23 protein-coding genes are annotated in these 26,806 nt (G+C 75.0%); 17 read left to right on the top strand and 6 right to left on the bottom strand.

Annotated features, from left to right (window positions below):
• Positions 1 to 326: 326 nt before the first annotated feature.
• Positions 327 to 1,679, bottom strand: a complete 1,353-nt coding sequence (locus tag HCN08_RS17790; RefSeq protein ID WP_167984096.1) for a D-arabinono-1,4-lactone oxidase — start codon at positions 1,677 to 1,679, stop codon at positions 327 to 329.
• Positions 1,606 to 2,880: an MFS transporter gene (locus HCN08_RS17785; protein WP_167984095.1), complete on the bottom strand. Its 1,275-nt coding sequence runs from the start codon at positions 2,878 to 2,880 to the stop codon at positions 1,606 to 1,608. Before HCN08_RS17785 ends, HCN08_RS17790 begins: the two co-directional genes overlap by 74 nt.
• 99 nt (positions 2,881 to 2,979) lie before the next feature.
• Here HCN08_RS17785 and HCN08_RS17780 point away from each other — a divergent pair, with 99 nt between their 5' ends.
• Together HCN08_RS17780 and HCN08_RS17775 are read left to right on the top strand one after the other, a co-directional pair.
• Entirely contained in the window at positions 2,980 to 4,140 is a 1,161-nt protein-coding gene (locus tag HCN08_RS17780) for a ferrochelatase (protein ID WP_167984094.1), read from the top strand.
• Positions 4,141 to 4,171: 31 nt separating this feature from the next.
• Complete coding sequence (locus HCN08_RS17775; protein ID WP_322974513.1) at positions 4,172 to 4,987, top strand: inositol monophosphatase family protein; 816 nt, start codon at positions 4,172 to 4,174, stop codon at positions 4,985 to 4,987.
• A gap of 133 nt (positions 4,988 to 5,120) precedes the next feature.
• Here HCN08_RS17775 and HCN08_RS17770 read toward each other — a convergent pair whose 3' ends face one another.
• Complete coding sequence (locus HCN08_RS17770; RefSeq protein WP_167984092.1) at positions 5,121 to 5,294, bottom strand: hypothetical protein; 174 nt, start codon at positions 5,292 to 5,294, stop codon at positions 5,121 to 5,123.
• A gap of 231 nt (positions 5,295 to 5,525) precedes the next feature.
• Here HCN08_RS17770 and HCN08_RS17765 point away from each other — a divergent pair, with 231 nt between their 5' ends.
• From HCN08_RS17765 to HCN08_RS17750, 4 genes are all read left to right on the top strand, one after another.
• Complete coding sequence (locus HCN08_RS17765) at positions 5,526 to 6,179, top strand: response regulator transcription factor (RefSeq protein ID WP_167984091.1); 654 nt, start codon at positions 5,526 to 5,528, stop codon at positions 6,177 to 6,179.
• 5 nt (positions 6,180 to 6,184) lie between these two features.
• A complete protein-coding gene (locus tag HCN08_RS17760) occupies positions 6,185 to 7,438 on the top strand; it encodes a sensor histidine kinase (RefSeq protein WP_322974512.1) in 1,254 nt (417 codons plus the stop codon).
• A 455-nt stretch (positions 7,439 to 7,893) separates the two neighbouring features.
• A complete protein-coding gene (locus tag HCN08_RS17755) occupies positions 7,894 to 8,193 on the top strand; it encodes a DUF4193 domain-containing protein (protein ID WP_033173914.1) in 300 nt (99 codons plus the stop codon).
• Positions 8,194 to 8,198: 5 nt separating this feature from the next.
• A complete protein-coding gene (locus HCN08_RS17750; RefSeq protein WP_167984089.1) occupies positions 8,199 to 8,978 on the top strand; it encodes a hypothetical protein in 780 nt (259 codons plus the stop codon).
• Positions 8,979 to 9,053: 75 nt separating this feature from the next.
• Here HCN08_RS17750 and HCN08_RS17745 read toward each other — a convergent pair whose 3' ends face one another.
• On the bottom strand, positions 9,054 to 9,578 hold the full coding sequence (locus tag HCN08_RS17745; protein WP_167984088.1) for a DUF3093 domain-containing protein: 525 nt from the start codon (positions 9,576 to 9,578) through the stop codon (positions 9,054 to 9,056).
• A gap of 77 nt (positions 9,579 to 9,655) precedes the next feature.
• Here HCN08_RS17745 and HCN08_RS17740 point away from each other — a divergent pair, with 77 nt between their 5' ends.
• The 11 genes from HCN08_RS17740 (at position 9,656) to HCN08_RS17690 (ending at position 25,237) form a co-directional block, all read left to right on the top strand.
• Positions 9,656 to 10,261, top strand: a complete 606-nt coding sequence (locus HCN08_RS17740; protein ID WP_322974511.1) for a PaaI family thioesterase — start codon at positions 9,656 to 9,658, stop codon at positions 10,259 to 10,261.
• On the top strand, positions 10,258 to 10,800 hold the full coding sequence (dut, locus tag HCN08_RS17735; protein ID WP_167984086.1) for a dUTP diphosphatase: 543 nt from the start codon (positions 10,258 to 10,260) through the stop codon (positions 10,798 to 10,800). The genes HCN08_RS17740 and dut overlap by 4 nt, the downstream gene beginning before the upstream one ends.
• A 2-nt stretch (positions 10,801 to 10,802) precedes the next feature.
• Positions 10,803 to 11,573 carry a DUF3710 domain-containing protein gene (locus HCN08_RS17730; RefSeq protein ID WP_167984085.1) on the top strand — a complete coding sequence of 257 codons (771 nt, stop codon included), beginning with the start codon at positions 10,803 to 10,805 and terminating at the stop codon, positions 11,571 to 11,573.
• 288 nt (positions 11,574 to 11,861) lie between these two features.
• A complete protein-coding gene (locus HCN08_RS17725) occupies positions 11,862 to 15,194 on the top strand; it encodes an ABC transporter permease (RefSeq protein WP_167984084.1) in 3,333 nt (1,110 codons plus the stop codon).
• Between the two features lie 400 nt (positions 15,195 to 15,594).
• Positions 15,595 to 18,420 carry an FtsX-like permease family protein gene (locus HCN08_RS17720; RefSeq protein WP_167984083.1) on the top strand — a complete coding sequence of 942 codons (2,826 nt, stop codon included), beginning with the start codon at positions 15,595 to 15,597 and terminating at the stop codon, positions 18,418 to 18,420.
• 217 nt (positions 18,421 to 18,637) lie between these two features.
• A complete protein-coding gene (locus HCN08_RS17715) occupies positions 18,638 to 19,618 on the top strand; it encodes an ABC transporter ATP-binding protein (RefSeq protein ID WP_167984082.1) in 981 nt (326 codons plus the stop codon).
• A 154-nt stretch (positions 19,619 to 19,772) separates the two neighbouring features.
• Complete coding sequence (locus HCN08_RS17710) at positions 19,773 to 20,498, top strand: ABC transporter ATP-binding protein (protein ID WP_167984081.1); 726 nt, start codon at positions 19,773 to 19,775, stop codon at positions 20,496 to 20,498.
• A 204-nt stretch (positions 20,499 to 20,702) separates the two neighbouring features.
• A complete protein-coding gene (locus tag HCN08_RS17705; RefSeq protein ID WP_167984080.1) occupies positions 20,703 to 23,243 on the top strand; it encodes a sensor histidine kinase in 2,541 nt (846 codons plus the stop codon).
• Positions 23,244 to 23,326: 83 nt separating this feature from the next.
• Entirely contained in the window at positions 23,327 to 24,010 is a 684-nt protein-coding gene (locus tag HCN08_RS17700; protein WP_167984144.1) for a response regulator, read from the top strand.
• A 24-nt stretch (positions 24,011 to 24,034) separates the two neighbouring features.
• Positions 24,035 to 24,433 carry an OB-fold nucleic acid binding domain-containing protein gene (locus HCN08_RS17695; RefSeq protein WP_167984079.1) on the top strand — a complete coding sequence of 133 codons (399 nt, stop codon included), beginning with the start codon at positions 24,035 to 24,037 and terminating at the stop codon, positions 24,431 to 24,433.
• A 12-nt stretch (positions 24,434 to 24,445) separates the two neighbouring features.
• The gene (locus HCN08_RS17690) at positions 24,446 to 25,237 is read left to right on the top strand and encodes a DUF3159 domain-containing protein (RefSeq protein ID WP_167984143.1); all 792 of its coding nucleotides are present in this window, start codon (positions 24,446 to 24,448) and stop codon (positions 25,235 to 25,237) included.
• A 71-nt stretch (positions 25,238 to 25,308) separates the two neighbouring features.
• Here HCN08_RS17690 and HCN08_RS17685 read toward each other — a convergent pair whose 3' ends face one another.
• Together HCN08_RS17685 and HCN08_RS17680 are read right to left on the bottom strand one after the other, a co-directional pair.
• Positions 25,309 to 25,983: a potassium channel family protein gene (locus HCN08_RS17685; RefSeq protein ID WP_167984078.1), complete on the bottom strand. Its 675-nt coding sequence runs from the start codon at positions 25,981 to 25,983 to the stop codon at positions 25,309 to 25,311.
• On the bottom strand, positions 25,980 to 26,648 hold the full coding sequence (locus HCN08_RS17680; RefSeq protein WP_167984077.1) for a potassium channel family protein: 669 nt from the start codon (positions 26,646 to 26,648) through the stop codon (positions 25,980 to 25,982). Before HCN08_RS17680 ends, HCN08_RS17685 begins: the two co-directional genes overlap by 4 nt.
• Between the last annotated feature and the right edge of the window lie 158 nt (positions 26,649 to 26,806).

The following is a 26,806-nucleotide window of genomic DNA, read 5'->3' as shown; positions in this document are numbered from 1 at the left end:
TGTGGCCTGCCCGGGTGCAGCGTGCCACAACCTTGCAGAGTTGCCCGGCGTGTCGGCACAACATGGTGACACGCCGTTATGGGACGGTGATCGATTGGCCACCCAGGGTGACCGCTCGGCGCAGAGCGGGACGAGTCGCCGACGCAGCCAACCTCCCCTTCGTCCGGGCGACCGGACGGGCGACCGGGAGCACGGACTCGTCACGGTACTCCATTTGGGCCACCGCAGGGCGGCTGCAACGCCGCCAGTTGTGGTGCGCCGGAGGGGAGTTGGGTGACGCGGCTCACTCCTGGGAGTGAACCGCCCGGGGCAAATAGGGCGAAATCCTACGAACCCAGCACCCGCCTGAGGTAGTCGTTCGCGAACAGCCGCCCGGGGTCCAACCGATCGCGCAGCTCGGTGAATTCGGCGAAGCGCGGATAAACGGCGCGGAAATACTCCGCGTCACGGGTGTGCATCTTCCCCCAGTGCGGGCGTCCGTCCCGTTCCGTCATGATTTTCTCCACCGCGGTGAAGTACTCCTGATACCGGCTGCCCCGGTACATATGCACCGCGATGTACGCGCTGTCCCGCCCCGACGCCGTCGACAGCGTGATGTCGTCGGCCGGCGCGACCCGAACCTCCACCGGGAAGCTGATCCGCAGGTCGGACCGCTCCACCATCGCCTTGACCGCCCGCACCGCGTCCACCGCGGCCTCCCGCGGCACCGCGTACTCCATCTCCACGAAGCGCACCCGGCGCGGGCTGGTGAAGACCTTGTACGGGATGTCGGTGTACGTACGGGCCGACAGCGCGCGGCTGGATATCCGGGCGATGCCGGGAATGGCCTTGGGAGCGGCCCTGCCGACCGCGCAGGCGGCCTGGAAGACCCCGTTGGAGAGGAGTTCGTCGTCGATCCAGCCGCGGACCGCGGGAAGCGGCGCCGCGGGCCCCTGACTGCGGTTGTTCCGCTTGGTGTTGCAGTTGTCAGTGTGGGGGAACCAGTAGAACTCGAAGTGCTCGTTCTCCGCCGTCAGCGCGGCGAAGTCCGACATCACCCGGTCGAAGGACATCGGCTCCTCCCGGGCGGTCAGCAGGAAGACCGGCTCCACCGCGAAGGTGACCGCGCTGATGACGCCGAGCGCGCCCAGCCCGACCCGGGCGGCGGCGAAGACCTCCGGGTGCTGCTGCGCCGAGCAGGTGAGGACCGAGCCGTCGGCCGTCACCAGTTCCAGCGCGGTGATCTGCGCGGCGATCGCGCCCGAGTCGCGGCCGGTGCCGTGCGTGCCGGTGCTGACGGCGCCGGCGACCGTCTGGTCCATGATGTCGCCCATGTTGGTCAGCGACAGGCGCTCGGCGGCCAGCGCCGCGTTGAGCTGCTTGAGCTGCACCCCCGCCTCGGCGGTGACCGTGCCGGCCGCGCGGTCGATGGCGCGGATCGCGGTCAGGCCCTCGGGGCGGATCAGCACCCCGCCGGTGGCGGCGGCCGAGGTGAAGGAGTGCCCGGAGCCCACCGCCTTGGCCGTCAGGCCGTCCGCGGCGGCCTTGCGCAGCACCGCGGCCAGTTCCTCCGCGGAGGCGGGCGTCGCGATCCGCGCCGGGCGCGCGGCGACGTTCCCGGCCCAGTTACGCCAGGTCCCCGCGTCCTTCGAGCGCGCCGGGCGCGGGCCCGTCCTGCCTGCCGTCGTCGTCGTACCCACCGTGCACGTCCTCCCGCTCCGGCGCCGGCCGCAGCCGGCGGTACCCGAGACCTGCCGCCGCCGCGGCGAGGAACGCCGCGCCGGCCGATACCGCGAACGCCGCCGAGGCGCCGCTCCGGTCGGTCACCCGCCCGGCGAGCGCGGCCCCCAGGGACACCCCGACCGCCAGGCCCGTGGAGGTCCACGCGATGCCCTCGGTCAGCCGCGCCCGCGGTACCAGCCGCTCCACCAGGCTCATCGACGTCGCCATGGTGGGCGCGACGGCCAGGCCCGAGCAGAACAGCGCCACGGCCAGGAGCGCCAGGTTCCCGACCAGTAGTGGCGGGATCATACTCACCGCCATCAAGGTGACGCCCAGCAGGAACCGGCCGCGGGCGCTGCCCCCGGGCCGCAGCAGCCCGAAGACCACGCCCGCCAGGCACGAGCCGAGCGCGTACGTCGCCAGCACCAGGCTCGCCAGCGCCTTGTGGCCGCGCTCGTCGGCGAAGGCCAGGGTGTTCACCTCGACCGCGCCGAACATCGCGCCCGTGCCGGCGAACACGACGACGAGCACCGGCATGCCCGGTGCCCGCAGCGCCGAACCGCCCGCGTGGTGGGCGCGCGGATGCGGCTGCGGCTCGGTGCCGCGCTGCGCGGCCAGCAGCAGCACGCCGGTACCCAGGAAGACGGCGGCCAGCAGCGGCCCCGCCTCGGCGAACCAGACCGTGCACAGCCCGATGGAGAGGATCGGGCCGACGATGAAGACGATCTCGTCCACCACTGACTCGAACGAATAAGCGGTGTGCAGAAGTTCCGGCGCTCCGCGGTGGATCGCCGACCAGCGGGCCCGCACCATCGCGCCCACGCTCGGCGTCGTGCCGACCCCGGCCGCGCACACGAAGTACAGCCAATGCGGCGCCCCGGCCCGCACCCCCAGCAGCAGCACGGCCACCGACAGCACGGCGACGGCCCCCGCCGGCCGCAGCACCCGCGCCTGCCCGTGCCGGTCCACCAGCCGCGAGATGTACGGGCCGAGCACCGCCGTGGACAGGGCCATGGTCGCCGACAGCGCGCCGGCGAGCCCGTACTGCCCGGTGATCTGCGAGATCATCGTCACGATGCCGATGCCCAGCATGGACAGCGGCATCCGCCCCACCAGCCCCGCCGCGGAGAACGCCCGGCTGCCCGGGGCGGCGAAGATCGCACGGTAGGGGCTGCTCACGGTGGTGCTCCCGGTAAGGACTACGGCTGGTCTCCACAGCTTACGGAGCCCGGCAACCGGTTTTCCCGCCGTGCCCCACCGGGTGGCAGGATCAAGACCATGCCAGTGCAGTCACCCACGCCCGACACCCCCGCGCCCGGGAACGGCGCGCCGACCGGCGGCCCGGCGCCGTACGACGCCCTGCTGCTGCTGTCCTTCGGCGGCCCCGAGGGCCCCGACGACGTCGTGCCGTTCCTGGAGAACGTCACACGCGGTCGCGGCATCCCCCGCGAGCGCCTGAAGGAGGTCGGCCGGCACTACTTCCTGTTCGGCGGCGTCAGCCCGATCAACGCGCAGAACCGCGAGCTGCTCGACGTGCTGCGCAAGGACTTCGCCGAGCACGGCCTCGACCTGCCCGTCTACTGGGGCAACCGCAACTGGGCGCCCTACCTGACCGACACCCTGCGGGAGATCTCCGACGCCGGCCACCGCCGCGTCCTGGTGCTGGCCACCAGCGCCTACGCCTCGTACTCCGGCTGCCGGCAGTACCGCGAGAACCTGGCCGCCGCGCTCGCCGTGCTCGGCGAGGAGGGCCGGGCCGCCCCGCGGGTCGACAAGCTGCGGCACTACTTCAACCACCCCGGTTTCGTCGGGCCCATGGTCGACTCGACGCTCGCCGCGCTCGCCGCGCTGCCGCCCGAGGTCAGGGACGGCGCGCGGCTGGCCTTCTGCACCCACTCCATCCCGACTGCCGCCGCCGACACCTCGGGCCCGGTGGCGGGCCACGGCGACGGCGGCGCCTACGTCGCCCAGCACCTGGACACCGCCCGGGTGGTCGCCGAGGCGGTACGCGCCGCGGACGGCGTCGAGCGGCCCTGGGAGCTGGTCTACCAGTCGCGCAGCGGCGCCCCCTCCGTCCCGTGGCTGGAGCCCGACATCTGCGACCACCTGGAGCAGCAGGCCGCCGACGGGGCGCCCGCGGTCGTGATGGTGCCCATCGGCTTCGTCTCCGACCACATGGAGGTGAAGTACGACCTGGACACCGAGGCCGCCGCCAAGGCCGCCGAGCTGGGCCTGCCGGTCGCCCGCGCCGCCACCGTCGGGGCCGACCCGCGCTTCGCCGCCGCCGTACGCGAGCTGGTCCTGGAGCGGGCCGCCACCGAACAGGGCAGGGCACCGGAGCGCTGCGCGCTGGGCGCGCTCGGCCCGAGCCACGACGTGTGCCCGGCGGGCTGCTGCCCGGCCAGGACACCGCTGCCCGCCGCCGCGGGCAGGGACTGAGGGGGAACCCATGGGGACCGAGGAGAACGCCGTGAGCACCGGAGCGCCGGACGCCGGCCCGTACGCGGAGCTGCTGGAGATCGCGCTGGACGCCGCCCGCCGGGCCGGCGCCCTGCTGCGCGACGGCCGGCCCGCCGACCTGGGGGTCGCCGCGACCAAGTCCAGCCCGATCGACGTGGTGACCGAGATGGACATCGCCGCCGAGAAGCTGATCACCACCTGCATCGAGCGGGCCCGCCCGCACGACGGGGTCCTCGGCGAGGAGGGCGCCAGCACCGCGGGCACCAGCGGGGTGCGGTGGATCGTGGACCCGCTGGACGGCACGGTGAACTACCTCTACGGGCTGCCGTCGTGGTCGGTCAGCATCGCCGCGGAGAAGGACGGCGAGGTCGTCGTCGGCGTCGTCGAGGCGCCGATGCGCGGCGAGACCTACCAGGCCGTGCTCGGCGGCGGCGCCTACGTGGGCGGGGTGCGGGCCCGCTGCCGGCCCGCGCCGGACATGGCGCAGGCGCTGGTCGCCACCGGCTTCGGCTACCTCACCGAGCGGCGCGCCGCCCAGGCCCAGGTGGCGGCCCGGCTGCTGCCGCGGGTGCGGGACATCCGGCGGGCCGGGTCGGCGGCGATCGACCTGGCCGACGTCGGCTGCGGGCGGCTGGACGCCTACTACGAGCGCGGCCTGAACCCGTGGGACCTGGCCGCGGGCGACCTCTTCGCCCGGGAGGCCGGCGCCCGCACCGGCGGCCGGCCCGGCGAGCGGGCCTCGGGCGAGCTGACGGTGGCGGCGCCGAGCGGGCTGTTCGAGCCGCTGCAGACGCTGCTGGACGAGCTGGGCGCCTGGCACGACTGACGCCCCCGCCCGGGCCCGCGCCCCAGCCCGTCGGGCCCGCGCCCGCCTTCCCTGGCCCCGCCCGGGCCCGGCCCCGGGCATGCGAACGCCCCGGCTCCCTCCCAGGGGCCGGGGCGTGCGGCTCGGGGGTCGGTCAGGCGACCTTGGGCCGTACGTCCACGCCGTGCTCCGCTGCGAGCCTGCGCAGATCGTCCAGCTCACCTTGCTCGACTTCGACAAGGAACTCGTCGCCGGTCTCGCGCGCCCTGCGCAGATCCGACTCCGTGGTGTGTATGCGCTGCAGGATTCCGGTGGTGAACGCGTCCATGGCGCCCCCTCGTCTCTCGGTTGACGCGATGGGATGCGTCAAGCCAATTGCCGCGCGCGACGACACGCGGCAGGCGTGGTGGGTGGGTGTGCAGTCGTCCTCCCCACCGTGCCCGCGGCGGAAACCTCCCCGACACCATGGAAATTCCACCCGTCCGGCACTTACCGCCGATTTACCGGTCGCAGGTGCAGGATGGGGGAGCATTCCCACAGCTCACGGAAGGACAGCGCCTTGCGCGTACTGGTCGTCGAGGACGAGCAACTGCTCGCCGACGCGGTTGCCACCGGCCTCCGCCGGGAGGCGATGGCCGTCGACGTCGTCTACGACGGCGGCGCCGCCCTGGAGCGGATCGGGGTCAACGACTACGACGTGGTCGTCCTCGACCGCGACCTGCCGGTGGTGCACGGTGACGACGTGTGCCGGCAGATCGTCGAGCTCGGCCTGCCGACCCGGGTGCTGATGCTCACCGCCGCCGGCGACGTCAGCGAGCGCGTCGAGGGCCTGGAGCTGGGCGCGGACGACTACCTGCCCAAGCCCTTCGCCTTCACCGAGCTGACCGCCCGCGTCCGGGCGCTGGGCCGGCGCACCACCGCGGCCCTGCCGCCGGTCCTGGAGCGCTCCGGCATCCGGCTGGACCCCAACCGCCGCGAGGTCTCCAGGGACGGCGTGGAGGTGCACCTGGCGCCCAAGGAGTTCGCGGTCCTGGAGGTGCTGATGCGCAGCGAGGGCTCGGTGGTCTCGGCCGAGCAGCTGCTGGAGAAGGCGTGGGACGAGAACACCGACCCCTTCACGAACGTCGTGCGCGTCACCGTGATGACGCTGCGCCGCAAGCTCGGGGAGCCGCCGGTGATCGTCACCGTGCCCGGCTCCGGTTACCGGATCTGATGCACGTGGCCACCGCTTCCCCCGCCTCCTCGCCCTCGCCTGCCCCGCACGTCCCGCCGCGCCCCCCGTGGGACCCGGCGCCGGCCGACAGCCGGCCGCCATGGCTGCGGCCGACGATCCGCATACGCCTGACCGTGCTGTACGGCGGCATGTTCCTGATCGCGGGCGTGCTGCTGCTGTGGGTGATCTACCTGCTCGCCGCGCAGGCCGCCAAGCAGGGCAGCGAACTGCCCTTCAAGATCATCACGGGTACGTTCCAGCAGGTCAACTGTCCCTCGCTGCCCTCCAACGCCAATTCGGAGGAGTTCACCGCGCAGATCAACGTGTGCATGCAGCACCAGCGGGACGTGGCGCTCAACACCATGTTCAAGCGCTCGCTGCTGGCGCTGATCGGCCTGGCGGTCGTCGCCTTCGCCTTCGGCTACATGATGGCCGGCCGGGTGCTGGCCCCGCTCGGCCGGATCACCCGCACCGCCCGCAGCGTCGTCAGCTCCGACCTCAAGCGCCGGATCGAGCTGGAGGGCCCGGACGACGAGCTGAAGGAGCTGGCCGACACCTTCGACGAGATGCTGGACCGGCTGGAGCGCTCCTTCGACGCGCAGCGCCGCTTCGTCGCCAACGCCTCGCACGAGCTGCGCACCCCGCTGGCGATCAACCGCACGCTGCTGGAGGTCCAGCTCTCCGATCCGGACGCCTCGCCGGACCTGCAGCAGCTCGGCAAGACGCTGCTGGCCACCAACGAGCGCAGCGAGCAGCTCGTGGAGGGCCTGCTGCTGCTGGCCCGCAGCGACAACGAGATCATCGACCGCAAGCCGGTGGACCTGGCCGAGGCCGCCTCCCAGGCGCTGGACCAGACCCGCGGCGAGGCGCAGGGCAAGGGCGTGCAGCTGCGCGCGGCCCTGTCGCCCGCGGTCGTGCAGGGCAACGGGGTGCTGCTGGAGCGCATCGCGCTGAACCTGGTGCAGAACGCGGTGCGCTACAACGTCGCCGAGGACGGCTGGGTCGACGTGAGTACCGAGGTGCGGCACGGGCATGCGGTCCTCGTGGTGTCCAACACCGGGCCGATCGTCCCGGCGTACGAGATCGACAACCTCTTCGAGCCCTTCCGGCGGCTGCGGACCGAGCGGACCGGGAGCGACAAGGGCGTGGGCCTGGGGCTGTCCATCGCGCGCTCGGTGGCGCGGGCGCACGGCGGCGTGATCACCGCGGAGCCGCGCGAGGGCGGCGGGCTGGTCATGCGGGTCGCGATCCCGGTCTGAGCGGCGGATCCCGGTCCGTACCCGCCCGGATCGTGTGAAGAGCGTCACGTCCATGATCACGCAGGGTGGCGGCCCGCCCGGGACGTGTTCGCTTTGCGAGTAATTTTGCGCATCTGCGGCACCCCCGGGAGGGTTGTGATCGATCGCACACAGGATTCCCACGTCGCCTACACTCGGTGATCAAGAGCATGGGGAAAAGACCGGAAAATCCATGTTTCCGCAGGTCATGATCACGGGAAGTACACGTACTGGCGGATGGGGCGGAAGCATTCCCAGCCACCGCAGACCATGATCGGCCACGGCCGTGATCACCCCTTCGGGGGTGAGGCTGGGTGTCGATTGAGTAACAGGCCTTGATGTGAGGCAAAATCTCCGCTTCAGGTCGGGCACAAGTCCGGCCTCCCGCGCGTTACGAGCGCTGGAGACACCGCAGACACCCACAGGGGGAGAGCGAAATGGCTACTGATTACGACACGCCACGCAAGACCGACGATGACGTCAACGAGGACAGCATCGAAGAGCTGAAGGCCCGGCGGAACGAGAAGTCGACCTCCGCGGTCGACGTCGACGAGTTCGACCAGGCCGAGTCCCTGGAGCTGCCCGGGGCCGACCTGTCCAACGAGGAGCTGTCGGTCCGCGTGCTGCCCCGCCAGGCGGACGAGTTCACCTGCATGAGCTGCTTCCTGGTCCACCACCGGAGCCAGCTGGCCTCCGAGAAGAACGGCAACCCGATCTGCCGCGACTGCGCGGCCTGATCCGGATGTCGGGCACGCCGGGAGGCCGTGAGGGCGCCGAGCGGGGCCGTGCGGCCTCGCTCGCGGCCATGACCGCGCGCGGTCTGGGCCGGGGCGTCAGGCACGGCGTGAGCGGTGTGCGCGGCGGCGTCCGCGTGAGCGGCGGCGCCGTGAAAGCCGGCCGGGCAGGGATCGGGTCGGTCGCCGAGCGGCTGATCGACGTGGCACCCCGCATCCCCGTGCGGGACCTGGCCGCGCTGCGCAGGCAGTTCCCGGGCCTGGGCCCCGAGGAGATCGCCGACCGGCTGATCGCCGCCGCGGTCAAGGGCACCATGACGGTCGGCGCCGGGGTCGGCGCCGCCGCGATGCTGCCCAGCCCGCCGACCATGCCGGCCGAGCTCGCGACCGAGACGCTGGGCGTCGCGGTCATCGAGTACAAGCTCATCGCCGAGCTGCACGAGGTCTACGGACTACGCGTCCCCGGCAGTGCCCGCGAGCGGGCCACCGCCTATCTGTGGTCCTGGACCGAGCAGCGCGGTATCGACGTGCTGAAACTGTCCACGGTCAACGTCGCCCTGGGCAGCAGCATGAAACGCGGCATGCGCCAGCAGCTGCTGCGCCGCACCCTGCGCAACGCCCCGACCCTGACGCCGTTCATGATCGGCGCGGCCGTCGGCGCGGTGGTCAACCGCCGCGACACCCGCAGGCTCGCCGAGCGGGTCCGCCGCGACCTGCGCGCGGCCCAGTTCCCCTGGCCGGAGCTGCCGGCCTCCGAGGCCGGCCCGGGACCGTATCCCGGCTGCTGACCCGCCGGGCCCTTCCGGCTCCCCGCATCCGGCGCCATACCCCTTCGGCGCCCTGTTCTGCGCGCCCTCGGGCCCTCAGCGCGCGTCGGCCGCCGGTGCCTGCGCGGGTTCCTGCGCCGCTTCCGGTGCCGTTCGCCGTGCCCCGGCCTGCTCCGCCCCGCCCCTGGCCGCCTCCAGGGCCGCCGCCAGCCGCTGCGGGGAGCGCGTGGAGAGGTAGACGTACGGCGTCGGGTCCTGCGGGTCGGTGATCTGCACCCGCAGCGCGGTCGGCACGTACGAGCGCAGCAGCATGAAGGCCCGCGGGTCGGCCTTGTACGTCCGCCACGCCATCGCCTCCTCGCGGCCCAGGACCGTCGCCTCGCCCAGCGCCGTCACCGGGATCCGCGCCGAGCCCGCGACCAGCGAGCCGGCCACCACCCGGATCCGGGCCGAGCCGTAGGAGCTGACCGCCATCATCGACAGCGCCGCCCCGCCCACCAGCCCCCCGAGCAGCGGCAGCGGGCCGAACGGGAGCAGGATCAGCGCCAGCGCCACGCCCACGGCCAGGGCGAGGAGCCACCAGGAACGCGGGACGGTCAGGCGCTCGTCGTAAGGCTGCATGCCACCAGACTGCCATGCGCGGCTGTGGGCGCCCCGCGCCGCCCGCATTCAGGGCCCAGGAGGGTAGGGTCTCGGGCGTGAGTGCAGCCACGACACCCGCCGGTACGCCGAGGCCCGGCCTGACGCCGCCCGCCGACGCCGTAGCGCCGGTACGCCACCCCGACGCCCCCGCGCCCGGCGAGCTGCTGGGCGCGCACTACGACCAGTGCTTCGGCTGCGGCGACGCCCAGCCGCACGGGCTGCACCTGGCCGCCAGGGCCGGCGAAGGGGTCAGTGTCACCGCCGAGTTCACCGTGCAGCCGGCCCACCAGGGCGCGCCGGGCCTGGCGCACGGCGGGGTGCTGGTCTCCGCGCTGGACGAGACGCTCGGCGCGCTGAGCTGGCTGCTGCGGGTCATCGCCGTCACCGGCCGCCTGGAGTCGGACTTCGTGCGCCCGGTGCCGGTCGGCGCGACCCTGCACCTGTCGGCGCGCTGCACCGCGGTCGCCGGCCGCAAGATCTACAGCAGCGCCGAGGGCCGGATCGGCGGCCCCGACGGCCCGCTCGCGGTACGCGCCGACGCGCTGTTCGTCGAGGTCAAGCTGGACCACTTCACCGACAACGGCCGCCCCGAGGAGATCCGGGCCGCGATGGCCGACCCCGACCAGGTCAAGGTCGCCCGCGCCTTCGAGGTGAACCCGTGAGCCGACCGCCGGTGGACGTGCTGCTGCGGCGGCTGGACCCGTCCGTACCCGTCCCCTCGTACGCGCACCCCGGTGACGCCGGGCTGGACCTGGTCACGACCGAGGCCGCCGAGCTCGCGCCCGGTGAGCGGGCCGTGCTGCCCACCGGGATCTCGCTCGCCCTGCCCGACGGCTACGCCGCCTTCGTGCACCCGCGTTCGGGCCTGGCCGCCCGCTGCGGAGTGGCCATGGTGAATGCCCCGGGAACGGTCGATGCCGGGTACCGTGGAGAGATCAAGGTGATCGTCGTCAATCTCGACCCGCGCGAAGCCGTGCGGTTCGCCAAGGGCGACCGGATCGCCCAACTGGTCGTGCAGCAGGTCGAGCGGGTCCGCTTCCACGAGGTGGCGGAGCTTCCCGGTTCTGCCAGGGCCGCGGGGGGCTTCGGCTCCACGGGGGGTCATGCCGCGGGGCAGAAACCTCTCGCCGGCACCCCTGGGACATCCAGCACGTCCAGCAACGGATACACATCGGTCGGGACCGACCGGGAAGGACAGTGACCGTGTTCCGTCGTCGCAAGGAGCGCGAAGACGCCCTCGACGAGCTCGACGAGGCCGTCGAGTCCGAAGAAGAGCCGGCCGAGGACGCCGGCGACGAGTCGGAGGAATCCGCCGACTCCCGCCGCTACAACCTTCCGCCGGCGCCGCGGCCCGACGGCCCGTGGGACGTGTCCGAGGTGCGGGAGCCCGGCGAGGGCCGGGTCGATCTCGGCGGGCTGTTCGTGCCCGGGGTGGAGGGCATGGAGCTGCGGGTGGAGGTCGCCGGCGAGGCGATCGTCGCCGCGACCGTGGTGCTGCGCGACAGCGCCGTGCAGCTGCAGGCCTTCGCCGCGCCCAAGTCCGAGGGGATCTGGGGCGAGGTGCGCGAGGAGATCGCCTCCGGGATCACCCAGCAGGGCGGGGTCGTCGACGAGGTCGAGGGCCCGCTGGGCTGGGAGCTGCGCGCCCAGGTGCCGGTGCAGCTGCCCGACGGCACCAACGGGGTGCAGCTGGTGCGCTTCGTCGGCTCCGACGGGCCGCGCTGGTTCCTGCGCGGGGTGATCTCCGGGCAGGGCGCGGTGCAGCCGGCCGCCGCCGGTGTGCTGGAGTCGGTCTTCCGCGACACCGTCGTGGTGCGCGGCGAGGCCCCGATGGCGCCGCGCGACCCGATCGTGCTCAAGCTGCCCAACGACGCCCAGATGGTGCCGGACGGCGCCACACCCGAGCAGCAGTCCAAGTTCGGCGACGGGCTGGACCCGATGCGCCGCGGCCCGGAGATCACCGAGCTGCACTGACGCCGCGAGGCGCCCCCGCTCCACCTGCCGACGCGGACCGGACCCGTCACCCCTTGCACGAGGGGGGTACGGGTCCGGTCCGCGTCCGGCCTCGCGCGGAGCCGGTAAGTCCGCCGCAGCCCGAGGCGGCGTCCTGCAAGAAAACGGCAAGTGGCTTACAGGCGACGGCAAATAGTTTTCTGCCCGCCGAAAGTCTTGCACAGCCGCGGAGTGCGCAGCTAGCGTCTGCCGCCGGGCGGCTGCACCGCGGCACCCGGCAGGGGCGGGGCACGGGGGGCGGGGCGGCGCATGGCGACGGACGCGGGGGCGCGGCGGCAGCGCGAGGCCGGGCCCGCGACACCGCCCGCCGTCCGCGGCGGCACCCACCACCTGGCCGTGCTCGTCGCCGCCGCCCTCGCGATCCTCCTCTCGGCCACCGTGCTGTCCGCCCTCGCCGCGCTCGCCGACCACGCGGTGGAAAGCGCCGTACGCCAGCGGCTCGCCGCGGACACCGACATCGGCGTCGACGTCATGGGCCACTACCGCGCACAGGACCTGCCCGGCGGCGACAAGGCCGTACGCGCCGCCCTCGACCGCCTCTTCGGCGACGTCCCGCACCGCACCTACACCGCGCTGCGCGCCCCCGCGTCGCTGTCCTCCGAATACTCCGTCGTCCGCGCCGACGGCTCGGTCAGCGGCGCCTCCAGCGTCGTGCTCGCCCTGCCCGACCCCGCCGCCCACGCCCGGCTCACCGCCGGCGCCTGGCCCCGGGCCGCGGCGGGCGGCGGCGGCCCGGTCCAGGTCGCCCTCAGCCAGGGCGCCGCCGCCCGGCTCGGGCTCACCGTCGGCGCGACCTTCGGGCTCCAGGTCGGCCCGCACCGGGTCGCGATGCGGCTCACCGGCAGCTACCTGCCCGCACCCGGCGACCCCGGAGTGCTCGCCGGGATGAGCAGCTCCTTCGGCACCGGCGACTCCCTCGCCCTCGTCGCGCCCGGCGCCTTCACCGCGCAGCCCGCGCTGACCGCCGACGCCGTCGCCGCCTGGATCGCCGTCCCCGACACCGCACGGCTCACGCTCGACCGCATCGGCCCGCTGCGCGACCGCGCCGCCCGCTTCGCCGGCAGCGACACCTCCCTGTCGGTCTTCCAGGGCCGCCCGCCCGCCATGACGGACGTCTACAGCACCTCACGGCTGCCCGACGTCCTCGGCGCGCTCTCGGCGCCGATGGCCGTCGCCCGGGCCGGAATGGACATCCCCGCCGCGCTGCTCGCCGCCCTCGCCACCGCCGCGCTGGTCCTCACCGCCCGGCAGCTCGCCCGGGCCAGGGCCGCCGAGATCGCCCTCATGGGCGCCCGCGGCGCCGGCGCCGCCCGGCTGGTCGGCGCGACCGCCGCCGGGTGGGCGCTGATCGCGGTGCCCGCCGCCGTGGCCGCGCCCTTCCTCGCCGGGCCGCTGCTGACCGGCCTGCACCGCGCCGGGCTGCTCGGCGGCGACCTGCCCGCCTCCGGCGCCACACCCGCCGGCTGGACCGCCGCGCTGCTGGCCCTGGCCGTGCACGGCGCCGCGGTGCTCGTCCCCACCGCGCGCGCCGCAGCCGACCGGCACGCCGGGATGCGGCTGCGGCTGCGCGGCGCCCGGGCCGCCGCCTTCCAGCGGGCCGGCACCGACCTCGTGCTCGCCGCGGTCGCCGTCGCCTGCTGGCTCGAACTGCGGCACTACCGCAGCCCGGTGGCCGGCGGCGTGTCCGGCAGCTCCGTCGACCCGGTGCTCATCCTCACCCCGGTCGCGATGACCGCCGCCGCGACCCTGCTCTCGCTGCGGCTGCTGCCGCTGACCGCACCGCTGCTGGACCGCGCCGCCCGGCGCGCCGCGGGCTTCGTGCTGCCGCTCGGCGGCTGGCAGATCGGCCGCAGGGCCGCCCGGCACACCGGCCCCGCGCTGCTGATGACCCTCGCGCTGGCCGTCGGCGCCCTCGGCGTGACCGCGCTGGCCATCCTCGACCGCGGCGCCACCGACCAGGCAGCCTTCGCCGTCGGCGGCGACCTGCGGATCGCGCCGCCGGTGCAGACCGTCGGCGCCGCCCCGCCGGCCGGCCAGCGGCACGACGTCTACGCGGCGCTGCCCGGCGCGACCGCCGTCACGCCCGTCACCGACCTCGCGCTCAGCCGCGGCGAGCAGGGGCTGTCCGCGGAGGGCATCGACACCGCGGCGATCCTCGCCGCCCGGCGCTCCACCGGCGCCGGGCCCGTCCCCGGCATCCGCCCCGACCTCACCGACGAGCCCGCCGCCGGCCTGCTGGCCCGGCTCGGCGCCGCCGTCCCCGACCACGGCTGGACCGTACCCGGCCGGCCCACCCGGCTGCCGCTGACGGTACGGCTGTCGGCGGGCGGACCGGGGCCGTACGTGCCGGTCCTGCTCACCCTCACGGTCGAGGATGCCGACGGGCTCGCCGACCACATCCCCGTCACGCTGCCCGTCACCGACGGCACGCCGTACACCGTGCAGGTGCCGCTGGGCTTCACCGAGCACACCGCCGCCGGGCGGCACTACCCGCTGCGGATCATCGGACTGGGCGTCAGCATCCGCTTCCCGCACGCCCGCCGCACGTACCACCTGCGGCTCGGCTCCGACGCGGCGCCGCACGGCGGGCTGTGGCGGGACCTGTCCAACCCCGTCCACAACGCCGCCGGCTGCAACCCCGGCAACGTCGCCCGGGAGGCCGTGACCGGGCCGCACCTGTGCGACAACGCCGCCGAGCCCGGCATGCTCTTCGCCGGCACCTTCCGCGGCCCCGACCCCGACGCGCTGCCCCCGACATGGGACATGGCCCTCGGACCCGTCCCCACCGGACCGCCGCCCGTACCCGCGCTCGCCGACGACACGCTCCGGGCCACCGGTGAGTTCGGCACCGGCGCGGTCGTGGCGCTCAGCGGCGGGCCCGGCGTCGACCTCAAGGTGCGGGTGATCGGCCGGATCGGCGCCGTCCCCGGCTTTGACCACACGCAGGGCCGGCTGCTCGTCGACTCGCGGGCGCTGGCCGCCGCGATGGTCGCGACCGGCGCGGACCCGCCGCCGGACGCCTTCTGGCTGCTGTCGGCCCGGCACGGCGACGCCACCGCCGCGGCCACCGCCCTGCGCGCCGACCCCGCCGCCGGCACCGGCACCACCGTGCCGCAGGCCGCCCGGCGGATCCGCGAGGACCCGCTGCAACGCGGCACCCACGCGGCCCTGGTGCTCGCCCTCGCGCTCGCGCCGGCCTTCGCCGTGGTCGGCTTCACCCTGCACACCGCGATGTCCGCGCGGTCCCGGCGCGGCGAGTTCGCGCTGCTGCGCGCGATCGGCGTCCGCCGGCGGCAGCTGGCCGCGCTGCTGTGGACCGAGCAACTGGGCCTGGCACTGCTGGCCGTGCTGGTCGGCAGCGCGCTGGGCGCCGCCCTGGCCGTCGTCGTCACCCCGCTGGTCAGCGTGGACGGCACGGGCGCGCCGATCGTGCCGCCCCTGGCGGTGACGGTGCCCTGGCCGAAGGTCGCCGCGGTGGCCCTCGGCACGGCCCTCCTCATCGTCGCCGTCGTCACCGCCCTGTCCCGCGCCTTTGCCCGCGTCGACCTGGTGCGCGTCCTGCGGGCGGGGGACGAGGGATGAGAGCCGCTGCGCGGGCGCGCTTGCGTACGGGGCCGGCGCCAGTGCCGGCGGCGCTGCGGGGCGGGGTTGTACGCCGAGGCGCACCGGGCCGTGCCGCCCGCACGGGCCGGGCGCCGGCGGGGCGTCGGGGCGGTCTTGCGGTGCCGGTGGCCGGCGGGGTTACGCGGCTCGGGGCCGGCGGGGTGGGGCGGGGCCGGTGTATGTGGGCCGGGGTGGGCGGGGTGCGGCGGGGTGGTCGTGTGGTGCCGGTGGTCGGTGGGCTTACGCCGCTCGGGGCAGGCGGGGTGCGGCGAGTACGGCGTACGCGGTTCGGGGTGGGCGGAGTGCGGGGGGTCAACCGGAGGGTGGAGGGGCGGTGGTGACTCGGGTGCGTGGGGGGCGCTTGCGGGTTGGGGTCGGGGTGCGGGATGTCGTGGTGCGGCGGGAGGCGCGGGTCGAGGCGGCGCTGCTGGGGTGCTTGGCGGCGGTCGTCGGGCTGCTCGCGCTGGTCACCGCCGCGGGGCCGGGGCTGCTCGACCGGTGGGCGGGGGACGCGCTGCGGAGCCGGCTCGCCGTCGCACGGCAGGACGGTACCGGGATCACCCACAGCCTCGACCTGCTGCGCGACGACGCCGTCCCGGCCCCCGACCCGTCCCGCTCCACCCTGGGCCGCGACCTCGCCGCGACCGGCGACGTCCTGCTCAAGGCCGCCAAGCCGCCGCTGCGGGGCATGCTGGCCCACGACTCCACCCGGATCGAGGTCCCGGCGCTGCGCGCCACCAGCGCGGCCGGCCGGCTCCAGGTCGGGCTGCTCTACGCCGACGACGCGCCGGCCGCCGGCAGTTACGCCCAGGGCGCCCCGCCGGGCCCGGCGACCGCGACCTCGTCCGTCCCCGTCGCCTTCTCCACCGCCGCCCGCGACGCCCTCCACCTCACCCTCGGCCAGCGCCTCCACCTCTCGCGCGACATCGGCTCCGACGACACCGACGCCGTCGTCAGCGGCTTCTTCACCCCGCCGGCCGGCGCGACCGCCCCGCTGTGGCACGAGGAGACGCTGCTCGCCCACCCCGCCCGCACCGGCGGCCTGTGGCGCGCCCAGGCGGTGATCGACGCCGCCTCGATCGACGCGCTCCAGCAGCTCAGCCGCGGCACCGGCGACGCCGTCACCGTCGTCTGGCGCACCTCGCTGCGGATGACCCCCGGCCAGGCCACCCGGTTCGCCACCCCGGGCGGGCTGCGCACCCTCCAGGACGCCGTGGACACCTACAGCGCCGCCGTCGCCGACGCCTACTGCCCCGGCGCCGAGGACTACATGGCCGGCCCGTGCCGTACCGGCCGCCACCCCACCTCCACGCTCGCCACCACCGACGGCGTCCCCGGCGTGCTGGCGCCCTTCGCACGGGCCCGCGAGCAGGCCCGCACCCTGGAGTCCTTCGCGCTCGCCGGGCTCGTCGCGGTGGGCCTGGCCACCGTCGCCGTCACCGCCCGGCTCGCCGTCCACCGGCGCGCCGCCGCGCAGGCCCTGCAACGCGCCCGCGGCGCCTCCGCGACCGACCTCGCGCTCGGCCGGCTGCTCCAGACCGCGCCCGCCGCGCTGCTCGGCGCCGCCCTCGGACTCGGCGCCGCCGCCCTGGTCACCCCCGGCGGCACCGGCAGCCTGCTGCCGGGACTCCTGGTCGCCGCCGCGGCCTGGCTGGCGCTGCCGGCCCTCACCCTGGCCGCCGCCCGCGACCGGCGCGGCCGTGCCGCCCGGCCGCCCGCCGCCCGCCGGCTCGTCGCCGAGGGCGCGGTGCTGCTGCTCGCCGCCGTCGGCGTGCTGGTCCTGCGGGCGCATGGCGCCGGGGCCGGCGGTCTCGACGTGCAGCTCGCGGTGGTGCCCGCACTGCTCGGGGCCGCCGCGGTGGTGCTGCTGGTGCGGCTCTACCCGCTGCCGCTGCGGCTGCTCTCCCACGCCGCCCGCGGCCGGCCGGGCACGGTGCCGCTCATCGCGTTCTCCCGCGCCGCCCGTGAGGCGCCCGGGCACGCGCTGGCGCTGCTGGTGCTGGTCATGACGCTGTCCACGGCGGTCTTCGGCGGCCTGGTCTCCCGTACCGTCGCGGACGGCGGCGCCACCGCCGCGGTGTGGAGCGCGGGCGCCGACGCGGCCGTGATCGGCGCCGGGCGGGACGGCCGGGCCGACCCGGCGCTCGCCGGCGTGCAGGGCGTGACGCGGGCCACCGCCGTCCGCAGCCTCGTCGTCCAGCTCACCAGCGCCGCGGACGGCGCCCGCTTCGACGCCACCCGCATCGCCGGCCTCGACGCCGCCGCGGTGGGCGCCGCCGCACCGGACTCCGCCGCCGCCCGCGCCCTGGCCGCGGCCCACCTCGCCGGCCGGCCCGCGCCGCAGCCCGCCGGCGGGCGCTACGTCCTGCCGGCGCTGGCCACCGGCGACTTCGCCGACGGCCGCACCGGCGGGACGTACACCACGACGCTGCGGCACGGCACGGTCTCAATCCGGGTCGTCGGGCGGCTGCCGGACGCCGCCCGCCGCGACCCGGCGCTCGGGCCGCTGCTGAGCGTCTACCAGCACGACGCCGGGCGCGGCGAGAGCGGCACCGGCAGCACGGCGGTCGCCACGGGCAGCCCGCTGCTGCTGGTGGACGCCGGCGCGCTGGCGATGCTCAAGGCGAGCGAGTTCTCCGACGCGGCCGTGCTGCTGTACGGGCCGCACTTGGACGCCGACGAGCTGCGCGCGACGGCCCCGCGCCTCACCGGGCCCACCGGCCAGGTCCGGGTCAAGGCGGCGGAGCTGGCGCTCGCCTCGCACGACGGGCTGCTGCGCGGGGTGCGCCGCACGTACGCCGCCGGCACCGGGCTCGCCGTGCTGCTCGCCCTGCTGGCGCTGCTGCTGGACCTGCTGCTGAGCGCCCGGGACCGCGGGCGCACCGCCTCGCGGCTGCGCACCCTCGGGCTGCCGACCCGCGGCATCGCGGCGCTGAACGTGCTGGAGCTGCTGCCCGTGGCGCTCGCCGCGGTCGCCGGCGGCGTCACGCTCGGCCTGCTGCTGCCCGGCATCCTCGGGCCGGCCCTGACCCTGCGCGAATTCACCGGCGGGCCCGCCGCGCCGGCCCTGCACACCGACTACGCCCTCACCGCCGCCCTCGGCGCGGGCCTGGCCGCCCTGGTCGCCGCCGCCGTCGCCCTGGAGACGTGGGCGGGCCGCCGCCGCGGCCTGGGCGCGGTGCTCCGCCTGGGGGAGGCGGTATGACCGGACGACGTACGACCCCGGGCCTCCACCCGTACGCCGGGCCGCGTACGACATGCGGCGCCCACCCGCATGCCCCGACGCGTACGACTCCCGGCGTCCACGTGTACGCCCGGCCGCGTACGACGTGCGGCGTCCACTCGTACGCCCCGACGCGTACGGCCCGCGCCGGTCCGTCCGCCCTGCCGCGTAACCCACCCGACGACCACGGGGAGACCGTATGACCGAGCTCGCCGCGCTCCAGGCGCGTGCCATGGCCTCCGCCGGGGCCGTGCCGGACGAGGGGCTGATCGTGTGCGAGAACCTCGTGCGCGTCTACCGCGCCGAGGGCGTCGAGGTGCAGGCGCTCCAAGGGCTGGACCTCACCGTCGAGGAGGGCGAGCTGCTGGCGGTCGTCGGTGCGTCCGGGTCGGGGAAGTCCACCCTGCTCAGCATCCTGTCCGGCCTGGACCTGCCGACCGCCGGCCGCGCCCGGGTCGCCGCGCACGACCTGCTCGCGATGGGGCGGCGCGAGCGGCTGGACTACCGGCGCCGCACCGTCGGCTTCGTGTGGCAGCAGACCGCCCGCAACCTCCTGCCGTACCTGACGGCGCTGGAGAACGTCACGCTGCCCATGGGCTACGCGCGCGTCCCCCGCGCCCGGCGCCCCGCGCGCGGGCTGGAGCTGCTGGACCTGCTCGGCGTCGCCGACTGCCGGGGCCGCCGCCCCGGCGAGCTGTCCGGCGGCCAGCAGCAGCGCGTGGCCATCGCGGTCGCCGCCGCCAACGCCCCGCGCGTGCTGTTCGCCGACGAGCCCACCGGCGAGCTGGACACCGCCACCGGCGAGGAGGTCTTCGCCGCGCTGCGCCGCACGAACGCCGAGATGGGCGTCACGGTCCTGATCGTTACCCACGACCCGGCCGTCTCCGGACAGGTCAGGCGTACGGTACGGATACGCGACGGCCGCACCGCGACCGAGGTGCTGCGCCCGGGGGCGGGCACCCGGGACGGCGGCGGGACGGACGGCGCGGAGGAGTACGCCGTGCTCGACCGGGTGGGGCGGCTCCAGCTGCCGCGGGAGTACACCGAGCGCTACGGCCTGCACCGGCGCGTCCGGCTCACCGCGGAGCACGACCACATCGGGGTGTGGCCCGACCGCGACGCGGCGGCGGGCCCGCGGACCGGGCCGGGGCCCGGCGAGCAGCGGGGGGACGACGGATGAGCGACCGGGGCGGCGGCGCCGGCGGCCGGCGCGGGACGCCCGCCCGCGCCCGAGCCCGAGCCCACGTACGAGCCCGCGTACCGGCCCGCGCGCACGACCGCGCGCCCGACCGCGTAAAAAGAGAATCCGCACACGACAGGAAGGGGCCGCGCTGATGGCCGAGCAGCAGTCCGCCACGGCCGTGGCGACCGAGCCGCGGGCCGGCGAGATGGTGGTCGTCGAGGACCTGCGCCGTACCTACGGCAGCGGCGACACCGCCGTGCACGCCCTGCGCGGGGTGTCCTTCCGCGTCGGGCGCGGCGAGCTGGTGGCCCTCAAGGGCCGCTCCGGCTCGGGCAAGACCACCGTGCTGAACCTCGTCGGCGGCCTCGACACCCCGGACGGCGGCCGGATATGCCTGGACGGCACCGACCTCGCCGGGCTCGGCGACGACGACCTGCTGGCGCTGCGCCGGGACCGTATCGGCTTCGTCTTCCAGTCCTTCGGCCTGATCCCGATCCTCACCGCCGCCGAGAACGTCGGCGTGCCGATGCGGCTGCGCAGGACACCACCGCGCGAGCGCGAGGAGCGGGTGTCGCTGCTGCTCGCCCTGGTGGGCCTGGCCGACCACGCCGCGCAGCGGCCCGGCGAGCTGTCCGGCGGCCAGCAACAGCGCGTGGCCATCGCCCGCGCGCTCGCCAACCGCCCCGACCTGATCATCGCCGACGAGCCCACCGGCCAGCTCGACGCCGACACGGGCCTGGCGGTGATGGAGCTGCTGCGCGCGGTGGTGCGCAGCGAGGGCGTCACCGCGCTGGTCGCCACGCACGACAACCAGCTCATCGCACTGGCCGACCGGGTCCTGGAGCTGCGCGACGGCCGCATCGTCTCCGACACCTGAGCCGAGCCGGTTCCGGCCCGGCCTGCCCGGCCCGGCCTGCCCGGCCTGACCTTGGCCTGACCGGCACCGGTCCCCGCGCGGAGGGACCATGGAGGCGGACGCGCCCCCGCCCGGCGGGGTCCGGCGTCAAGACGGCGTCAAGGTGCGCCCCGCACCGGGACCTGCGTCCGATGTGTCCGCTTCGGTCGTTCTAAGGTCGGTGACATGGCACGCGGCACCTTGCGCATCTACCTCGGAGCCGCCCCCGGCGTCGGCAAGACCTACGCCATGCTCTCCGAGGCCCACCGGCGCGCCGAGCGCGGCACGGACGTCGTCATCGGCTACGTCGAGCACCACCACCGGCCGCGTACCGAGGTCATGACGCACGGCCTGGAGCAGATGCCGCGCGTCGCGCACGACTACCGGGGCAGCACCTTCACCGAGATGGACCTCGACGCCGTCCTGCGCCGCGCCCCCGAGATCGTGCTGGTCGACGAGCTGGCGCACACCAACGTGCCGGGCTCGCGCAACGCCAAGCGCTGGCAGGACGTCGAGGAGCTGCTGCGGGCCGGCATCGACGTCGTCTCCAGCGTCAACATCCAGCACCTGGAGTCGCTCGGCGACGTCGTGGAGTCCATCACCGGCGTACGGCAGCGCGAGACCGTACCCGACGAGGTGGTCCGGCGCGCCGACCAGATCGAGCTGGTCGACATGTCGCCGCAGGCGCTGCGCCGCCGGATGGCGCACGGCAACATATACGCCCCCGACAAGGTCGACGCGGCGCTGTCCAACTACTTCCGGCCCGGCAACCTGACCGCGCTGCGCGAGCTGGCGCTGCTGTGGACCGCCGACCGGGCCGACGAGTACCTGCGCGAATACCGCGCCGAGCACCGCATATCCGCCGCCTGGCAGGCGCGTGAGCGCATCGTGGTGGGCCTGACCGGCGGGCCCGAGGGCCGCACCCTGATCCGGCGCGCCGCCCGGATGGCCGCCAAAGGGTCGGGCAGCCAGATCCTGGCCGTGCACATCGTGCGCAGCGAGGGCCCGGTGTCCGGCTCCGGCAAGGAGCTGGCCGTCCAGCGCACCCTGGTGGAGGACCTCGGCGGCTCCTTCCACCACGTCATAGGGGACGACGTCCCCGACGCGCTGCTGGACTTCGCCCGCGGTGTGGACGCCACCCAGATCGTCCTCGGCAGCAGCCGCCGCAAGCCCTGGCAGTACGTCTTCGGCCCCGGCGTCGGCAGCACCGTCGCCCGCGAGTCCGCCGACATCGACGTCCACATCGTCACCCACGAGCAGGTCGCCAAGGGCCGCGGCCTGCCCGCCGCCCGGGGCGCCAAGCTGGGCCGCTCCCGGGTGCTGGCGGGCTGGCTGACGGGCGTGGCGGGCCCGGTGCTGCTGACGGTGCTGCTCACCCAGTGGCACCCCGGCATGGGCCAGGCCACCGACATGCTGCTCTTCCTCACCCTGACCGTCGCCGCGGCGCTGGCCGGCGGGCTGCTGCCGGCGCTGGTGTGCGCGGTCGGCGGGTCGCTGCTGCTGAACTACTTCTTCACCCGGCCCACCCACTCCTTCACCATCGCCGAGCCGGAGAACATCATCGCGATAGTGATCTTCGTGGTGGTGGGCGTCGCCGTCGCCTCCGTGGTGGACCTGGCGGCCAGACGCACCCAGCAGGCGGCGCGGCTGCGGGCCGAGGCGGAGATCCTGTCGCATCTGGCCGGCGGTGTGCTGCGCGGCGAGAGCTCGCTGGAGGCGCTGCTGGAGCGGGTCAGGGAGACCTTCGGGATGCGGTCGGCGGTGCTGCTGGAGCGGGACGACGCGCACGACGCGTGGACGTGCGCCGCCTCGGTGGGGCCGAGCCCGTGCGTGCGGCCCGAGGACGCCGACGTGGAGGTCGCCGTGAGCGACCGGCTCTCGCTCGCGCTGGCCGGCCGGGTGCTGCCGGCCTCCGACCGCCGGGTGCTGTCGGCGTTCGCGGCGCAGGCCGCGGTCGTCCTGGACCGCAAGCGGCTCGCCGACGAGGCCGGCCGGGCCCGCGAGCTGGCCGAGGGCAACCGGATACGCACCGCGCTGCTGGCCGCGGTCTCGCACGACCTGCGCACCCCGCTGGCCGGCATCAAGGCGTCGGTGAGCTCGCTGCGCTCGGCCGACGTCGCCTGGTCCGCGGACGACGAGGCGGAGCTGCTGGCCGGCATCGAGGACGGCGCCGACCGGCTGGACCACCTGGTGGGGAACCTGCTCGACATGTCCCGGCTGCAGACCGGCACCGTCAACCCGCTGATCCGCGGCCTGGACCTCGACGAGGTGGTGCCGAGGGCACTCGGCGGCGTCCCGGAGGCCGGGGTCGCGCTGGACATACCCGAGACGCTGCCCATGGTCGCGGTCGACCCCGGGCTGCTGGAGCGCAGCGTCGCCAACGTCGTGGAGAACGCCGTGAAGTACAGCCCGCCCGGCGCGAAGGTGCTGGTGTCGGCGAGCGCCCTGGGCGACCGGGTCGAGGTCCGGGTCGCCGACCGCGGCCCGGGCGTACCGGACCGGGCCAAGGAGCAGATCTTCGAGCCCTTCCAGCGGTACGGCGACGCGCCGCGCGGCACCGGAGTGGGCCTCGGCCTCGCCGTCGCCCGCGGCTTCGCCGAGGCCATGGGCGGCACCCTGGTCGCCGAGGACACCCCCGGCGGCGGCCTGACGATGGTGCTGACGCTGCGCGCGGCCGGCGGCGGGGCGCCGGCCCGCCCGGGACTGCCCGCGACGGCGGCGACATGACCCGGCAGCCGGCGGCGGAGCAGGGCCGGCACGGTGAGCGCGGGCAGGCCGGGCGCGGCCAGGAGGACGGGAAAGGGCGGCGGATGTACCGGGTGCTGGTGGTCGACGACGAACCGCAGATCGTCAGGGCGCTGGTGATCAACCTGCGGGCGCGCGGCTACGAGGTGGACGCCGCGCACGACGGCGCCGCGGCGCTGCGGCTGGCCGCGGCCCGGCACCCCGACGTGGTCCTGCTGGACCTGGGGCTGCCCGACATGGACGGCGTCGAGGTGATCCGCGGGCTGCGCGGCTGGACCCGCGTCCCCGTCATCGTGCTGTCGGCGCGGCACGCCTCGGACGAGAAGGTCGAGGCGCTGGACGCCGGCGCCGACGACTACGTCACCAAGCCCTTCGGCATGGACGAGCTGCTCGCCCGGCTGCGCGCCGCCGTCCGCCGCGCCGCGCCCACCGGGCCCGACGACGACGCCTCCGCGGTCACCACCGACACCTTCACCGTGGACCTGGCCGCCCGCAAGGTGCACCGCGACGGCGCCGACGTACGGCTCACGCCCACCGAGTGGCACCTGCTGGAGGTGCTGGTGCGCAACCCCGGCCGGCTGGTGTCGCAGAAGCAGCTCCTCCAGGAGGTGTGGGGGCCCGCGTACGGCACGGAGAGCAACTACCTGCGGGTTTACATGGCGCAACTGCGGCGCAAACTGGAAGCGGACCCGGCGCGTCCGCGGCACTTCATCACCGAACCCGGCATGGGCTACCGCTTCGAGGCGTGAGCCCCGGCCGGTACGCTGGAACGCATGAGTGGTGCCATCCGTGACGAGCGGCCAGCGGGCCGGTTCCGTCGCATGCTCGACAGGCTGTCCTCCTCCCAGGAGGAGCTGCACTCCGAGGAGCTGCAGCAGGAGACCCGGGCGGTCGGGTGCACGCGGATCAAGGACTGCTCCGACCGCCAGATAGTGTCGGTCACCGGTACGCTGCGTACGGTCACTCTCCGTCCCCGGGCGGGGGTGCCCGCACTGGAGGCGGAGCTGTTCGACGGATCGGCCGCGCTGGACGTGGTCTGGCTCGGCCGCCGCAGCATCACCGGTATCGAACCCGGCCGCCGGATCATCGCCTCCGGCCGGATCTCCATGAACCGTGGCCGTCCGGTGCTGTTCAACCCCAAATACGAACTGCGTCCGGTCGGACAGGAGTAGCCGGTGGCGTCGATCGACAACACGGACCACGAGAAGGCGGGCCGCGAAGGCCCCGACGGCACGTCCGGGACCCCAACCGGCGGCACGTCCGGCAGCACGGAGGGGTCCGCGCAGGTACGGGCCGCGACGGAGGCCGCGCTGCTGGACGCCTTCGGCGGTGTCCTCGGCATGGTCGAGACCACCGTGCCCGGCCTGGTCTTCGTGGTGATCTACACGATCAACCACAGCATCGCGCCGTCCGCCTTCGCCGCGCTCGCGCTGTCCCTGGTGCTGGCCGTCGTCCGGCTGGCCCGCAAGGACACCCTCAAGCACGCCTTCAGCGGTGTCTTCGGCATCGGCTTCGGCGTGCTGTTCGCGATGCTGTCGGGCAACGCGAAGAACTTCTACCTGCCCGGCATGCTCTACACCCTGGGCCTGGGCGTCGCCTACGTGGTCTCCGCGCTCGCCCGCTTCCCGCTGCTGGGCCTGATCCTCGGCCCGGTCTTCCGGGAGAACCTGTCCTGGCGCACCCGCAACCCCGGCCGGCTGGTGGCGTACACCAAGGCCAGCTGGGCGTGGGGCCTGATCCTGCTGGGCAAGTCCGCGATCCTCTTCCCGCTCTACTGGTGGGGCAACGCCACGCAGCTGGGCTGGGTCAAGGTCGCCCTCGGCATCCCGCCGTTCCTGCTGTCGGTGTACCTGACCTGGATCTTCCTGGTGAAGGCGCCGCCGCCGATCGACGTGATCGCCGAGATGGAGGCGGCCGAGGAGGAGGAGCGCAAGGCCGACACGGAGCGGGAGAAGGCGGCGCAGGCCGCCGAGTAGCCGCCTGCGCGTCATACGGCAGGTGGCCCGGGTCCGCAGCGGACCCGGGCCACGTGCCGTAGAACAGGGCTCTAGCTCCCGCTGCCGTCCTGGAGCGACAGCAGGTCCTCCAGCTGCTCCTCGCGGTGCGGGGCCGCCACGAACAGCAGCTCGTCACCGGCTTCGAGGGCGTCGTCCTTCGACGGCGTGAGCACCCGGTTGCCGCGGATGATCGTCACCAGCGAGGTGTCCTGCGGCCACTCCACGTCACCGACCCGGGTGCCGACCAGCGCCGCCTCCTCCGGCAGCGTCAGCTCCACCAGATTCGCGTCGCCCTGGCTGAAGCGCAGCAGCCGCACCAGGTCGCCGACGCTCACCGCCTCCTCCACCAGCGCCGACATCAGGCGCGGCGTGGAGACGGCGACGTCCACGCCCCACGACTCGTTGAACAGCCACTCGTTCTTCGGGTTGTTGACCCGGGCGACGACCCGCGGCACGCCGTACTCCGTCTTGGCGAGCAGCGACACCACCAGGTTGACCTTGTCGTCACCGGTCGCGGCGATCACCACGTTGCAGCGCTGGAGCGCGGCCTCGTCGAGCGAGGTGATCTCGCACGCGTCGGCCAGCAGCCACTCGGCCTGCGGCACCCGCTCCACCGAGATCGAGGTGGGGTTCTTGTCGACGAGCAGCACCTCGTGCCCGTTCTCCAGCAGCTCCGCCGCGATCGACCGGCCGACCGCGCCGGCCCCGGCAATGGCCACCCTCATGAGTGGGCCTCCTCGGGTCCCTTGGCGAAGGCCGCCTCGACGGCCGCGACCTCGTCGGTGCGCAGCATCACATGCACCAGGTCGCCCTCCTGCAGTACCGTCTGCGCGCTCGGCAGCATCGCCTCGCCGAGCCGGGTGAGGAACGCCACCCGGGCCCCGGTCTCCTCCTGGAGCCTGCTGATCTTGTGCCCGATCCACGCCGGCGAGGTGTGCACCTCGGCGAGCTGCACCCCGCCGCTGGGGTCGCGCCACAGCGGCTCGGCGCCGGCCGGCAGCAGCCGGCGCAGCATCTGGTCGGCGGTCCACCGCACCGTCGCCACCGTCGGGATGCCCAGCCGCTGGTAGACCTCGGCCCGCCGGGGGTCGTAGATCCTCGCGACCACGTTCTCGATGCCGAACATCTCCCGTGCCACCCGGGCCGCGATGATGTTGGAGTTGTCGCCGCTGCTGACGGCCGCGAAGGCGCCCGCCTCCTCGATTCCGGCCTCACGCAGCGTGTCCTGGTCGAACCCGACTCCGGTCACCCGGCGGCCACCGAACCCGGAGCCCAGCCGGCGGAACGCCGTCGGGTCCTGATCGATCACCGCGACCGTGTGACCTTGCTGTTCGAGGGAGTGCGCGAGGGTGGACCCCACCCGCCCGCACCCCATAATCACGACGTGCACGACCGTCCTTCCGGCTGCCAACATAGTCATCTCGGATGTGCCCGCGGACCCGTCCCGCACTGCCGCCGAGTCCGCGGGGGCGTTCCCAGCGTCTCAGACCGCGGCCAAAGCTACACACGCGCCCTGTGCGGCCCGCGGTTGCGCCCCGGCGGCCGGTC

Source organism: Actinacidiphila epipremni, assembly GCF_012034175.1.
GTDB lineage: Bacteria > Actinomycetota > Actinomycetes > Streptomycetales > Streptomycetaceae > Actinacidiphila > Actinacidiphila epipremni.
The sequence above is the reverse complement of the archived record's forward strand: the minus strand, read 5'-3'. Positions and strand labels throughout refer to the sequence as shown.

Bases quoted from the DNA above. Each gene is read 5' to 3' on its own strand.
- HCN08_RS17725 (WP_167984084.1), top strand. From the start codon at position 11,862: ATGGCGACGGACGCGGGGGCGCGGCGGCAGCGCGAGGCCGGGCCCGCG.
- HCN08_RS17710 (WP_167984081.1), top strand. From the start codon at position 19,773: ATGGCCGAGCAGCAGTCCGCCACGGCCGTGGCGACCGAGCCGCGGGCC.
- HCN08_RS17700 (WP_167984144.1), top strand. From the start codon at position 23,327: ATGTACCGGGTGCTGGTGGTCGACGACGAACCGCAGATCGTCAGGGCG.
- HCN08_RS17750 (WP_167984089.1), top strand. From the start codon at position 8,199: ATGTCGGGCACGCCGGGAGGCCGTGAGGGCGCCGAGCGGGGCCGTGCG.
- HCN08_RS17780 (WP_167984094.1), top strand. From the start codon at position 2,980: ATGCCAGTGCAGTCACCCACGCCCGACACCCCCGCGCCCGGGAACGGC.
- HCN08_RS17755 (WP_033173914.1), top strand. From the start codon at position 7,894: ATGGCTACTGATTACGACACGCCACGCAAGACCGACGATGACGTCAAC.
- HCN08_RS17685 (WP_167984078.1), bottom strand. From the start codon at position 25,983: ATGAGGGTGGCCATTGCCGGGGCCGGCGCGGTCGGCCGGTCGATCGCG.
- HCN08_RS17745 (WP_167984088.1), bottom strand. From the start codon at position 9,578: ATGCAGCCTTACGACGAGCGCCTGACCGTCCCGCGTTCCTGGTGGCTC.
- HCN08_RS17715 (WP_167984082.1), top strand. From the start codon at position 18,638: ATGACCGAGCTCGCCGCGCTCCAGGCGCGTGCCATGGCCTCCGCCGGG.
- HCN08_RS17695 (WP_167984079.1), top strand. From the start codon at position 24,035: ATGAGTGGTGCCATCCGTGACGAGCGGCCAGCGGGCCGGTTCCGTCGC.
- HCN08_RS17770 (WP_167984092.1), bottom strand. From the start codon at position 5,294: ATGGACGCGTTCACCACCGGAATCCTGCAGCGCATACACACCACGGAG.
- HCN08_RS17705 (WP_167984080.1), top strand. From the start codon at position 20,703: ATGGCACGCGGCACCTTGCGCATCTACCTCGGAGCCGCCCCCGGCGTC.